General features: G+C 42.7%; 12 protein-coding genes. 5 read left to right on the forward strand and 7 right to left on the reverse strand.

The features are described 5' to 3' along the window. Nucleotides 1-12 precede the first annotated feature (12 nt). From hydA to AC27EF_RS06545, 5 genes are all read left to right on the forward strand, one after another. Nucleotides 13-1,389 (forward strand): dihydropyrimidinase, encoded by a 1,377-nt coding sequence (hydA, locus tag AC27EF_RS06525; RefSeq protein WP_487109712.1) that lies wholly within the window; start codon nucleotides 13-15, stop codon nucleotides 1,387-1,389. Between the two features lie 29 nt (nucleotides 1,390-1,418). After that, the gene (locus AC27EF_RS06530; protein WP_487109714.1) at nucleotides 1,419-2,192 is read left to right on the forward strand and encodes a threonine/serine exporter family protein; all 774 of its coding nucleotides are present in this window, start codon (nucleotides 1,419-1,421) and stop codon (nucleotides 2,190-2,192) included. 11 nt (nucleotides 2,193-2,203) lie between these two features. Further along, nucleotides 2,204-2,641, forward strand: a complete 438-nt coding sequence (locus AC27EF_RS06535) for a threonine/serine exporter family protein (protein WP_487109716.1) — start codon at nucleotides 2,204-2,206, stop codon at nucleotides 2,639-2,641. Nucleotides 2,642-2,659: 18 nt separating this feature from the next. Beyond that, complete coding sequence (locus tag AC27EF_RS06540; RefSeq protein WP_487109718.1) at nucleotides 2,660-3,916, forward strand: Zn-dependent hydrolase; 1,257 nt, start codon at nucleotides 2,660-2,662, stop codon at nucleotides 3,914-3,916. A gap of 157 nt (nucleotides 3,917-4,073) precedes the next feature. Next, complete coding sequence (locus tag AC27EF_RS06545; RefSeq protein ID WP_487109719.1) at nucleotides 4,074-4,946, forward strand: MerR family transcriptional regulator; 873 nt, start codon at nucleotides 4,074-4,076, stop codon at nucleotides 4,944-4,946. Nucleotides 4,947-5,022: 76 nt separating this feature from the next. Here AC27EF_RS06545 and AC27EF_RS06550 read toward each other — a convergent pair whose 3' ends face one another. The 7 genes from AC27EF_RS06550 to atpG form a co-directional block, all read right to left on the reverse strand. After that, entirely contained in the window at nucleotides 5,023-5,892 is an 870-nt protein-coding gene (locus AC27EF_RS06550; protein ID WP_487109721.1) for a MerR family transcriptional regulator, read from the reverse strand. Nucleotides 5,893-6,110: 218 nt separating this feature from the next. After that, nucleotides 6,111-6,950, reverse strand: coding sequence for a hotdog fold domain-containing protein (locus tag AC27EF_RS06555; protein WP_487109723.1), 840 nt, complete (start codon nucleotides 6,948-6,950; stop codon nucleotides 6,111-6,113). 26 nt (nucleotides 6,951-6,976) lie between these two features. Beyond that, nucleotides 6,977-8,158 carry a CaiB/BaiF CoA transferase family protein gene (locus tag AC27EF_RS06560; protein ID WP_487109724.1) on the reverse strand — a complete coding sequence of 394 codons (1,182 nt, stop codon included), beginning with the start codon at nucleotides 8,156-8,158 and terminating at the stop codon, nucleotides 6,977-6,979. 72 nt (nucleotides 8,159-8,230) lie between these two features. Next, a complete protein-coding gene (locus AC27EF_RS06565; RefSeq protein ID WP_487109725.1) occupies nucleotides 8,231-9,370 on the reverse strand; it encodes an acyl-CoA dehydrogenase family protein in 1,140 nt (379 codons plus the stop codon). A gap of 163 nt (nucleotides 9,371-9,533) precedes the next feature. Beyond that, nucleotides 9,534-9,947 (reverse strand): ATP synthase F1 subunit epsilon, encoded by a 414-nt coding sequence (gene atpC, locus AC27EF_RS06570; protein ID WP_487109726.1) that lies wholly within the window; start codon nucleotides 9,945-9,947, stop codon nucleotides 9,534-9,536. Next, entirely contained in the window at nucleotides 9,948-11,336 is a 1,389-nt protein-coding gene (gene atpD, locus AC27EF_RS06575) for a F0F1 ATP synthase subunit beta (protein ID WP_487109727.1), read from the reverse strand. It abuts the gene before it with no gap. A 21-nt stretch (nucleotides 11,337-11,357) separates the two neighbouring features. Further along, nucleotides 11,358-12,236: an ATP synthase F1 subunit gamma gene (gene atpG / locus AC27EF_RS06580; protein WP_487109729.1), complete on the reverse strand. Its 879-nt coding sequence runs from the start codon at nucleotides 12,234-12,236 to the stop codon at nucleotides 11,358-11,360. Nucleotides 12,237-12,246: the final 10 nt, after the last annotated feature.

Genomic DNA, 12,246 nt, shown 5'->3' on the forward strand with positions numbered 1-12,246 from the left:
AGGTCTTAGCTTATGAAAGAATTCGATTTGATCATTAAAAACGGAACCGTAGTCACCTCTACTGAAAGTTTTTTATGTGATGTTGCCATTAAAGATGGTAAAATCGCTGCTATGGCACAAAACATTGAGGCAGATGCCAAAGAAGTTTATGATGCCTCTAAAAAATTAGTTCTGCCTGGCGCTCTGGATGTACATACACACCTTGCAATGCCGTTTGGCGGAACCGTATCGGCAGACAGTTACCTGACGGGAACCCGTGCAGCTGCCTGCGGAGGCGTTACAACCATCTTTGATTATCCGGTTCAACACAAAGGCGAGACGATCCGCGGATTGGTTAATTCAAAAAAAGAAATTCTGGAAAAGGAAGCTTGTGTTGACTATGCAATGCACTGCTGCATTACAGATTTAAACGACGGAGAAATTCTGGAAGAGATGGAAAAAGCTGTCAACGAAGGAATTACAAGCTTTAAATGTTTCCTTGTATATAAAAAAGAAGGAATGATGGTCGATGACGGAATGCTGGCACGTCTGATGCTTCGTGCCAAAGAGCTGGGTGCAATGATTAACATTCATGCAGAAAATCCGGATCTGATTGATATGTATACGGAGCAGTTCCTAAAAGAAGGAAAAACCAGCGCATGGTATCATTACATGAGCCGTCCGGAATTCGTAGAAGCCGAAGCAGATAAACGTGCTGTGCACTGGGCAAAACATTTGGATGCGCCGCTATATCTGGTGCATATGGCTGATAAGGAAGGTCTGGAGGCATGCATTCAGGCAAAAGAAGAGGGTGCTGATGTCTATATTGAAACCTGCCCGCAGTATCTTGAATTCACCTGTGATGTCTATAAAAGAGAAGACGGAAGAAACTTTGTCTGCTCTCCTCCAATGAAGGGGCAGGAAAGTCAGGACGCACTTTGGACCGCCATCAAAAACGGAATGATTGATACCGTCGCAACCGACCACTGCCCATTCCAAAGCTATGAAAAGGATTGGGGAAAAGACGACTTTACAAAAATTCCAAACGGCTGTGCCGGTGTTGAAAATCTTTATCCATATATGCTGGATGCGGCAAATCAAGGCAAAATTTCTTTTGAGCGCGTCGTGGAACTTTGCTCAACAAATCCTGCCAGAATTTTCGGATGCGAACATAAAGGCGCCATCGGAATCGGCAAGGATGCTGACATCGTAATTTACGACAAAGAAAAAGACTTTACGATCAGTGTCAGCAATATGCATTCTGCCTATGACCATACCATCTGGGAAGGAAAACAGCTTCACGGATATCCGATCCGCACATATCTGCGCGGCAACGTAGTGTATGACGACGGAAATTTTGTCGGCACACCGGGTCTTGGACAGTATGTAAAACGAACCCCGAAAAAATAAGCATTGTATAAAAATACAAAGAGGAACTTATGAAAAAAAAGAAAGGACTCACTCCAAAACAAGCGGAACATATGCTTTCTAATGCTTTGGAAATTGGGAGCAGAATGCTGATTTCCGGCGCTGAGATTCAGCGGGTAGAAAATTCGATCCTACGAATTTGTACTGCTTACGGTTCTGAAAAAACAGAGGTTTTTTCCATCAGCTATATGATTGTAGCTACAATCTCTTCAAAATCGTTCGGAACTATTACCCTCTCCCGACGGGTTCACAATCTTTCTTTAAATTTGTATGAATTGTTATATTTAAATGCCCTGTCCCGGAGGATCTGTAAAGTTCTCCCGGACATGAAAACGGTGGATATGGAATTAAGAAAAATTGATCAGCTGCCCAAGTATGGTCTTATACCTTCCATGCTGGTTTACGCACTCATCTCTGTTTCTTTTACCATATTCTTCGGCGGCGGTTTCCGCGATGCACTGGCTTCCGGTATCATCGGCATTGGAATCCGGTGTCTTGAGCTCCTCCTTCAGCCGCTGCCGTTAAACCGTTTTCTGCTTGTTGTCCTTCTGTCCACAAGTGCAGGATGTATGGCTGCCGCCAGTGTCTATGCAGATCTAGGACTTTCGCTGGACAAAATCAGCATTGGCAATATTATGATCTTTATTCCCGGCCTGATGTTTACCAACTGCATCCGGGAAATGATCTCAGAAAACATGATATCCGGCATTACCAGACTTCTGGAAGCTCTGCTCATCTCATCTTCCATTGCCATTGGTTTTGCCATCGCATATTATCTGCTGTAAGGAGATTTTATATGAATCCGTATCTTCAAATCGCTGCCGCTTTTTTCGGATCTCTTGGCTTTGCGATGTTATTCAATCTCCGAGGTCTCTGGCTGTTTTTTACAGCTCTGGGCGGCTGTCTTTCCTGGTGTGTATACCTGTTGATCGGGCTGTTTATCGCTCATTATGAATGGCAGTATTTTGCAGCAGCATTTTTCCTCGGAATTTATTCCGAAATTATGGCACGTAAAACAAAATCACCTTCCACCTTGTATCTGGCAGTGGGTATGATCCCGCTGATTCCCGGAGCCGCACTCTACTATATGATGCAGAATGCAGTTCTTAAGAATTTTCAGATCTCTGCGGATCGGGGGCTGGAATCCCTGATCACCGGAGGTGCTATCGCATCTGGAATCATCACCGCTATGGTCTGCTGGAATGTGATCAAATTTAATTTATTAAAGAAATAAACTTTAGGAGGTATCATTATGTATGAGTGCAGTTTAGAACGTATGACAGACAAAATTACAACAATGAGTAAATTTGGAGATGCCGGACACGGCGGAATTACCCGTTACTCCCTCTCTCCGGAAGCATTGCAGGCAAGAGGTGAATTTGTACGTCGTATGAAAGCCATCGGCGCAGAAATTAAAACTGACGATATGGCAAATTTATATGCCACTCTCCCAGGTTCCGAACCTGAGCTTCCGGGAATTGTTATGGCATCCCACTGTGATTCCGTAAGAAACGGCGGAAACTATGACGGAATTCTTGGTGTTATGGGAGCTATGGAAGTTTTAGAGACTGTGGCAGACCAGAACATTCCTCATAAACACAACTTAACTGCCATGATTTGGACCAATGAGGAAGGCTCTCTCTATCCTCCGGCGATGATGTCATCCGGCGTCATCTGCAACGATTTCCTGCCTGAAGATATCGGAAAGAACTTCCGTCACGCTGATATGCTTGCTTCAAAATCTGTTTTAGATCCTTCCAAAACTTTTGGGGAGGCTTTGGATGCATCTGGATATAAAGGCGAAAAAGCAAATCGCCTAAACAACAAAGATTATAAAGCAATGTTTGAGCTTCATATTGAACAGGGTCCGATTCTTGAGGCTGCCGGAAATGATATCGGTGTTGTTACCTGCGTTCTGGGAATGGTTAATTACAGAATTAAAGTCTTTGGTCAATCCGATCATGCAGGCACAACTCCTATGAAATATCGTCAGGATGCTCTCTACGGAGCAGCAAAAGTTCTCCAATATCTCCATGACCAGTTAGATCAGCTGGATCCTGAATTGGTTTACACAACAGGAGAAATCGTATGTCATCCAAATGTACATACCGTAATTCCAGACTTTGTAGAATTTTCGCTGGATGCCAGACATGAAAAACCGGAAGTTATTGAACAGGTTGTAAAAGTCATTGAAAGCATTCCAAAAGATATTGTAAAATGCACAACAGATTGTGAGGTTGCCTGGACCCGCGATACAGTTTACTACGACAAAGAACTGGTAGGATACGTTCAGGAGGCAGTAAACGAACTGGGTTACTCAAATCAGAGAATCAATTCCGGAGCAGGGCATGATGCTCAGTTTGCAGCTTATATGATGCCGACTACCATGATTTTTGTTCCGTCCAAAGACGGTCACTCTCACTGTGAACCAGAATACACTTCTCCGGAACAATGTACCATGGGCGCCTCCGTTCTCTTAAATGCCGTACTGAAATGTGATGAAAAATAAAATTCTTAGATTTCCCAAGCGCTGATTTTTGTGCTTGGGAAATCTTTCGCCAAAAAATCCTTCCTCCACTGTTCAAACAGAAATAATTTGCTATAATATATTATGAAGCGAAATTTTATTTTCTGAACTTGATTTGTCACCCTGGAGGTACTTTCTTATGTTTACAAACAAACCTTACTACAGCATCGGTGAATTATCTGCAATTTGTGATGTTCCACAGAAAACCTTGCGTTACTATGATGAAATCAGCCTGTTTACTCCAGATTACCGCAATCATGATACACACTACCGCTACTACTCGAAAGAACAAATCATAGATCTTCTAATTATCAAAAATCTAAAGCAAATGGGCTTTTCTCTAAAAGAAATCAAAGAAATTATCCATGACAACGAAGCCAAATCTCTCGAAAAAAAAATGCTCAAACAGCTAAACGCAATGAAAAACAACATTATGAAAGAAATTGACCGTTACACAGAATGCTGTTATCTGCTGAAAAAAATACAAAACGGAATCGGTATTCTCGAAACCTCTTCCTCTATCCCATCCGAAGATTTGAAAGTTTCCGTTGAATATATTCCGCCGATCAGTTTAATGTTCAACCAGCAAATTATGAAAGACTATGATTATTCCGAGATTTCTCTGGACCGATGGATTTCCATTCTGCGTCAGGCCGAGGAATCCTCTCATAAAATGATCGGACCCGTTTACGTCACCTTTTATGATAAAAATATTTTAAACAAATTTTTATCTCAAGATTCCCTCATTGAGTTTGGGGTACATATTGAAGACGCAGAGCCTTCGGAAGAAATCCGAACCTTTGGCGGATTCGATGCGGCAACAATGATTCATATCGGAAATTATGAAGATATTCCAAATTCTTACATTCAGATGATGAAATGGATTCGCCAAAACCATTACGCCGTTACAGGACCGGCAACGGAAGAATTTATTTTATCTCCTCTTGATGTGAACGATGAAACCCGACGAGTCACAAAAATTATTCTCCCTATTAAAAAAGAAAATTTTTAGGAGCCGCCCTCTGCGACTCCTAAAAATCTTTATTTTCCTGCCATAGCATACTCCTGACGAAATAATCTCCATACCGTTACGCTACCGGAACAACAATCTTTGTTACATGTTCTTTTTCATTTTGTACATCCACAGGGGAAATGATAAATTCTTCTGATACTGGTCCTGCTATTTTATAGTTATTCTGATTTACCCATTGCAATACTTTAATATGTGTCTTAATCACTTCTCGATAAGGTCCCACATGAAATGCCGTGGCAGCCTGAAAACCTCCAAATTCTCTGACCTTATCAGAATCACAGTCTTCGACCTGAATTCCAAATTCAATATCGCAGTCTTTGGACAAAAACTGGTCTAACAGCTCTGTATAATATGTAACAATGACCGGACCGCAGGCCTTCATTCCACGTTTTTCCACTTCTTCATTAATTTCAATCCAGCGATCAATGGAAACCTCTTCATTGTGATACATCTCCATCATCTTTCTGGAATGATATAAATGAATTTGCGGAATATTCTGTATGACAATCTGATCTAAACGGCCTTTTTGAAAATTCTCTACCTCCTCACAGAGTCTGATAGCCTCTGTTCCTTCCTGCAGACGGTGCAAAAAAGCCTCCCCCTCCGCAGATTTCTTCTGAAGATTTTCGATCTCTCTCTGAATGCAGGTAAGCTTCTTTTGTATCTGATTCTCCAAAACATGAACTTGACTGCCATTCTCATACACTATTTCCTTAATCTCTTTTAAGGCAAAACCTAACATTCTCAGCTTCCGTATAATTAAAATGGTTACCATCTGCTCTTTGGTATAATACCGATATTTGCTCTCTTCCTTCCGTACCTTTGGGATGACAAGCTTAATTTCATCATAATAGCGCAGTGTCTTCACCGATGTATTGCAAATTGCAGCCACTTCTCCAATAGAATAATATGTCTTCTCATTCAACAAGACTCACCTCCAGATCATCCGGTCATTACTATCTTTTTTTATTATAACACATTTCCGATTTTTTGTGGATGAATGGGTAATTTTATTTTCACTTTTTCTACTATAAAGAATTTTTTTCTAGAATCACAAAAAAGAAAAGATCACACAACAGACAAGAACATCGGTTATGTGATCTTTTTTCGTTTATGTTTTTTTGGATTTTTTAGTTCTGATACTTATCTTTCTATTTCATATACAAACCGTACGACTGTAGAAAGCGGAGGATCTTCCAATACATCAATGGAGCTTGGATACGGAGGATTCTCCGGCACTTCAATGATTTTAAAGGAACGAACCTCGATAAATACCTTATTTCCTTCGATTTTCCGGATTCCTGCAATATATTCCATATAATCCCCTGCAAAACAAGGCGCATACAGACGAACCTTCTCTACTTCCACACAGCGTCCTGTGTTTTCAAATGCTTTTGCCATCATACGTTTTGCTGCATCTTCCATCAGCGTTATGCTTCTGGCACCGTTGACAACGCCTCCCCCGTAAAATACATCCCGATCTGACATCCGATAGCGGTAAGTAACGGTATCTTTTAGTTCTCCTTCTGCCGGAAAATCATCCAAATCACGCCAAGGTTCTCTCACTGCCCCATCCGGTTGCTCTCCTCTTTGCAGATGCTTCTTGACCACCAGCCGTACATTTCCTTCCGTACATAACAGAGGTTCGTCAAACCACACCATATCCCCAGGTCTGCAGTTTTCTTTTCCTGCGCGCTGTGCCGGTGTCGCAAGCTTGAACACTTCAATTCTGCAGTCTCTGGATGTATTTCCTATATGAGTTAATGTTGCTTTGTATTCCATCATATCCCCGATATAAACATCATGATGTACTTTTACATCCTCATATCCAAGACATAGAGATTCATCTCCGTCCACCAGAATCATCTCCTCGGTTTCCACATCGCCAATAAAATCAAACTGGCGTCCCACCGGAACAATTCCATCGGGATTATTGGCATCCGCAGTTGTCATATTATAACTTAAGTAAGATACTTTCCTCATATTCTTTCTCCTTTCATACCGATCGTCTATAAGACCCCTTCTTCTTTTAATTGAGCCTCTTCCTCCTTGGTAATTCCGAAAATCTCACAATTATGTTCTCCAAGAAGCGGAGAAGGAGTTTCAACGGTTCCCGGTGTCTCTGACATCTTCATAACACACCCCTGAAAATATAAATCTCCGGCTGTCGGATGCTCACAGTGCACCATCATATCTCTCGCCTGCGTATGAGGGTGCTCAATGGCTTCTTTTACATTTAATACCGGGCCACAAGGAATCCCCGCCTCATCCATAATTGCTTCGATTTCTTTTTTCGTATAGTCTTTGCACCAGTCTCGAATCAAATCTTGTAACTCCGGCAAATAATTTTTGCATCTTAAATCATTGGTCTCATATCTCGGATCACTTAACAACTCCTCATGGCCAATGGTGCGGCAAAAGGTATCAAATAACCTGTCATTTCCCACACCCAAGGCTGCAAATCCATCTTTACACGGAAATACATCAAACGGTGCTATGGACGGATCTACATTTCCGTTTCTCTCTGCTATGACGCCATCCATTGTATAATTCACCAAAGCGTTCTCCAACAGACTGAAAATTGTATCAAACATAGACACATCCACCTGCTGCCCTTCTCCGGTCTTCTCCCTGTGATAAAGAGCTGCCAAAACGCCAACGGTAAGATAAATTCCCGATACATGGTCTGCCACAGATGGTCCCACTTTGACCGGATCCGTGTCTTTAAATCCAGTCAAATTAATCATGCCGCCCATTGCCTGCGCTACCACATCATAGCAGGCTCTGTGTGTCAGAGGACCGTACTGCCCGAATCCGGAACAGGATGCATAGATAATCGTTGGATTGATTTGTTTGATTGTTTCATAGTCGATTCCTAATTTCTTTGTTACTCCGCCTCGATAATTTTCTACCAGAATATCTGCATCTTTTACCAGATCATAAAACATCTGTTTCCCTTTTTCTGATTTTAAATTTAATGTGGCGCCTTTTTTATTACGATTGACATAGCAATAAAATCCGCTCTCTCCGCTCTTTTCGTCAATCGGTCCCCAGGTTCTGCATTGATCCCCATGCAATGGCTCGATTTTCTGTACGTCCGCTCCAAAATCCGCCAGCATCATCGTGCAAAACGGTCCGCTCAGCGCCGAGGTGAGATCCACCACCTTTAACCCTTCCAATGCCTTTTTCATCACACACCTCCATTTTTCAAACTCTACCCCTGGGGATGACTTTCCGCTCTTTCTCCCCACCCCCAAGACGATTTATCGGAACATACTTCCGCTGATTACCAGTTTTTGAATTTCGTTGGTTCCCTCATAAATCTGTGTAATTTTGGCATCTCTCATCATTCGCTCTACATGATACTCTTTCATATATCCGTTTCCGCCCAGCATCTGCACAGCCTCTTCTGATACACGCATTGCCGCATCCGTACATACCATCTTGGCTTTTGCTGCAGATATACCATAGCTTCTGCCTTCCTGCTTATCAATCGCAGCTTTATAGAGCAGATACTGTGCCTGTTCGATCTCTGTTTCTAATTCTACCATTTTAAACGCCAAATATTGATTTCGATAAAGCGGCTTTCCAAACTGTTCTCTTTCTTTTAAGTAATTAAACGCAATTTCATAAGCCCCTTTGGCAATTCCAAGTCCCTGTGCCGCAACTCCGATTCGCCCTCCATCCAAGTCTTTCATTGCAATGGCAAAACCTTTTCCTTCTGCCCCAATTAAATTCTCTTTCGGCACTCTGACATTTTCAAAAATAATTTCTGATACCTGCGCGGAGCGAATTCCACATTTATTTTCTATTTTTCCAATGGAAACTCCGTCCCATTCCCGCTCAACAATAAATGCAGACAATCCCTTTGTCTTAAGCTCCGGCGCCGTCAATGCAACCACCAGATAATAATCTGCCAATGGTCCATTGGTAATAAAACATTTTAATCCGTTTAAAATGTACTCTTTTCCATTCCAAATGGCTGTGGTGCGGCATCCCGCTGCATCAGACCCGGCTTCCGGTTCTGTCAGACAAAAAGATCCCATTTTCTTTCCTGATAAAATATCCGGCAAATATTTCTTCTTCTGCTCTTCACTGGCTGAATTAATCAATCCTCCGGAGAATAAGGAAGTACACACGGAATACGCGATTCCCATGGACGCATTTACTTTTGAAATTTCTTCCAATGCCAGTACATAAGACAGATAATCTCCGCCCTGTCCTCCATATTCTGTGGAGAAAGGCAGTCCAATGAGTCCCATCTCTCCCATCTGCCGATACGCATCCTCTGGGAATCTTCCGGCTTCATCATCTTCCAACACGGTTTCTTTTAATACATTTTGGGCAAACTCTCTTACAGACTGCTGAATTGCCAACTGCTGCGGTGTTAATTCAAAATTCATAGATTCCATCCTTTCTGAACTTGTTCATCCTGTTCTCTATAGTTGTACTATAATCCATCCTTTTGCTGAAGAGTCAAGATAGAATCCGATTCTTTTATCCAGTCTTTCCTATCAAAAAAAGACCAACTCTCCACTAGAGGGATAGTTGATCTTCTGAATTCTATTATTTTTTCACATATTTTGATGTGACTTTCAATCTTGCCATAGCGCGGGACAGCGCCGCCTGTGTATGATAATACTGCATCCGGCTCTGCTTCTGTTTCAGCCGTTCTTCGGCTCTTGCTTTTGCCTCCCTCGCACGAACAATATCAATGTCCTCGGGGCGCTCCACCGTATCCACCACAATAATGACAAAGTTTCTGGTAATATCTGCAAAACCTTCTCCCACAATCGCAGCCTGCCACTCTCCGTTTACTTTAAACCTAAGCTCTCCGGAGACGACCGCCGTTACCGTATCCTCATGATTCAAAAGAACACCGTAAAGTCCGTCGACTGCCGGAAATATTACATGCTCGCAAGCCCCGCTGTAGAACTTTTTATCACTGGCAATGATCTCAAAATAAAAGGTTTCTGCCATTTACATCACCTCTTTTGCTTTTGCCTTTACATCCTCAATGGTTCCTGCCATCAGGAATGCAGATTCCGGATAGTCATCCATCTCTCCGTCAAGAATTGCTTTAAAGCCTTTGATGGTTTCTGCTACCGGAACATAGACACCCTGAATTCCTGTAAAGTTTTCTGCTACATGGAATGGCTGAGACAAAAATTTCTGAATCTTTCTTGCACGGAATACCGTAATCTTATCTTCCTCATCCAATTCTTCCATACCGAGGATTGCAATAATATCCTGCAGTTCTTTATATCTCTGCAGAGCTTCCTCCACGCGTCTGGCAACCTCATAATGCTCTTCCCCTACAATATCCGGTTCCAGAATACGAGAGCTTGATTCTAAAGGATCTACTGCCGGATAAATTCCCTGTTCGGAAATCGCTCTGGATAATACCGTAGTCGCATCCAAATGAGCAAAGGTTGTCGCCGGTGCCGGGTCTGTCAAGTCGTCGGCAGGTACATAGACTGCCTGCACCGATGTAATAGAACCGTTTTTGGTGGATGTAATACGCTCCTGCAGTGCACCCACTTCATTTGCCAGGGTCGGCTGGTAACCTACGGCAGACGGCATACGTCCAAGCAGCGCAGATACCTCGGAACCTGCCTGCACATAACGGAAAATATTATCAATAAACAGCAGCACATTTTGTTTCTCCTGATCCCGGAAATACTCTGCCATGGTAAGTCCGGTCTGCGCAACCCTCATACGAGATCCCGGCGGCTCATTCATCTGTCCGAATACTAAGGCTGTATTTTTGATAACGCCGGACTCTGTCATCTCCCCCCAGAGGTCATTTCCTTCTCTGGAACGCTCTCCAACTCCGGTAAAAATCGAATATCCGCCGTGCTCTGTGGCAACATTATGAATTAATTCCTGAATTAATACAGTTTTTCCGACTCCGGCGCCTCCAAACAGACCAATCTTGCCGCCCTTTGCATATGGAGCCAAAAGGTCAATGACCTTAATTCCCGTTTCCAGCATTTCTACCACAGGACTCTGATCCTCAAATTTTGGCGGTTCCCGGTGAATCGCCCATTTCTCTTCTGTCTCAATTGGTTCTCCATTATCAATGGTTTCTCCCAAAACATTAAACATTCTTCCGAGAGTCTTTTTTCCCACCGGAACCTTAATCGGTCCCCCGGTAGCTGTTACTTCCATGCCCTTATGAAGGCCCTCGCTGGCAGCCAGCAAAATACAGCGGACTGTACGGTTTCCCATATGCTGAGCTACCTCCATTACAACTTCTTTTCCTTTATTTACAACTGTCAAAGCATCTTGAATCAAAGGGAGTTGCTCTGTTTCAAATTCTACGTCAATGACCGGACCCAGAATCTGTACAATTTTTCCTTTTTCCATGTTTCTTCCCTTCCTCCACGGTTATTTCTTCTTTAATGACTTGGCTCCGGCGCAGACCTCCGTAATTTCCTGAGTAATTGCAGCCTGACGCGCCCGGTTATACAAAAGCCCCAGCGAACGAATCATATCTTTTGCGCTTTTGCTGGCTCCTTCCATCGCCATCATTCTGGCATTTAACTCGCTGGAAAAAGATTCCACCATAGCCCCGTATATTAAGCCCTTTACATAGTTTGGGACCAGACGGTCCATAACAGCTCCAACGGAAGGCTGAAATTCTGTCATACGTCCGCCCTTTCTCTTCCCTGCCATTTCATAATCATCCGGGTCCAGCGGAAGCACACGAATCTTTTTCGGTTCAGACGCCATAGATGAAATCATTTTTGTATAAATTACATAAACTTCATCCAGTTCTTCTTTTAAGAATTCGTCAATTAACTTCTCCGCAATTCTTCTCGCCCGGTAAATGGTCGGATCCTGTGTTGTATAAAAGAAATCCGGATCCATCTGCGCCGCATTGCGCCTTCCAAAATAGTTTCTTCCCATATATCCGATGACAAACAGCTTTGCATCCTTCTCATCTTTCATCTGTTCTTCTGCCATCTTAATAATATTATGATTATAAGCCCCGGCAAGACCACGATCTGCCGTCATAATCAAGTATCCCTTTTTCTTCTTTGTTTTATTTTCCCGGTGATCCAAAAACCGATACTTAAGATTCGGAGAATGGGCGATGATATCAAGCAGCGTTGCCTGAAGCATCTCAAAATAAGGAGTCGTTGCGTCCAATTGTTTTCTTGCTTTTTTTAATCTGGAAGAAGAGATCAGATACATTGCATTGGTAATCTTCATGGTATCTTCGATACTCTTCATCCTTGTTTTAATTTCTCTGATATTTGCCATAGAGCATCAC

The sequence above is a fragment of the Anaerostipes stercorihominis genome (assembly GCF_057535655.1).

What these genes read in the sequence shown, in the direction of transcription:
- hydA (WP_487109712.1), top strand. Translation starts at nt 13, where the DNA reads ATGAAAGAATTCGATTTGATCATTAAAAACGGAACCGTAGTCACCTCT.
- AC27EF_RS06530 (WP_487109714.1), top strand. Translation starts at nt 1,419, where the DNA reads ATGAAAAAAAAGAAAGGACTCACTCCAAAACAAGCGGAACATATGCTT.
- AC27EF_RS06535 (WP_487109716.1), top strand. Translation starts at nt 2,204, where the DNA reads ATGAATCCGTATCTTCAAATCGCTGCCGCTTTTTTCGGATCTCTTGGC.
- AC27EF_RS06540 (WP_487109718.1), top strand. Translation starts at nt 2,660, where the DNA reads ATGTATGAGTGCAGTTTAGAACGTATGACAGACAAAATTACAACAATG.
- AC27EF_RS06545 (WP_487109719.1), top strand. Translation starts at nt 4,074, where the DNA reads ATGTTTACAAACAAACCTTACTACAGCATCGGTGAATTATCTGCAATT.
- AC27EF_RS06555 (WP_487109723.1), bottom strand. Translation starts at nt 6,950, where the DNA reads ATGAGGAAAGTATCTTACTTAAGTTATAATATGACAACTGCGGATGCC.
- AC27EF_RS06560 (WP_487109724.1), bottom strand. Translation starts at nt 8,158, where the DNA reads ATGAAAAAGGCATTGGAAGGGTTAAAGGTGGTGGATCTCACCTCGGCG.
- AC27EF_RS06565 (WP_487109725.1), bottom strand. Translation starts at nt 9,370, where the DNA reads ATGAATTTTGAATTAACACCGCAGCAGTTGGCAATTCAGCAGTCTGTA.
- atpC (WP_487109726.1), bottom strand. Translation starts at nt 9,947, where the DNA reads ATGGCAGAAACCTTTTATTTTGAGATCATTGCCAGTGATAAAAAGTTC.
- atpD (WP_487109727.1), bottom strand. Translation starts at nt 11,336, where the DNA reads ATGGAAAAAGGAAAAATTGTACAGATTCTGGGTCCGGTCATTGACGTA.
- atpG (WP_487109729.1), bottom strand. Translation starts at nt 12,236, where the DNA reads ATGGCAAATATCAGAGAAATTAAAACAAGGATGAAGAGTATCGAAGAT.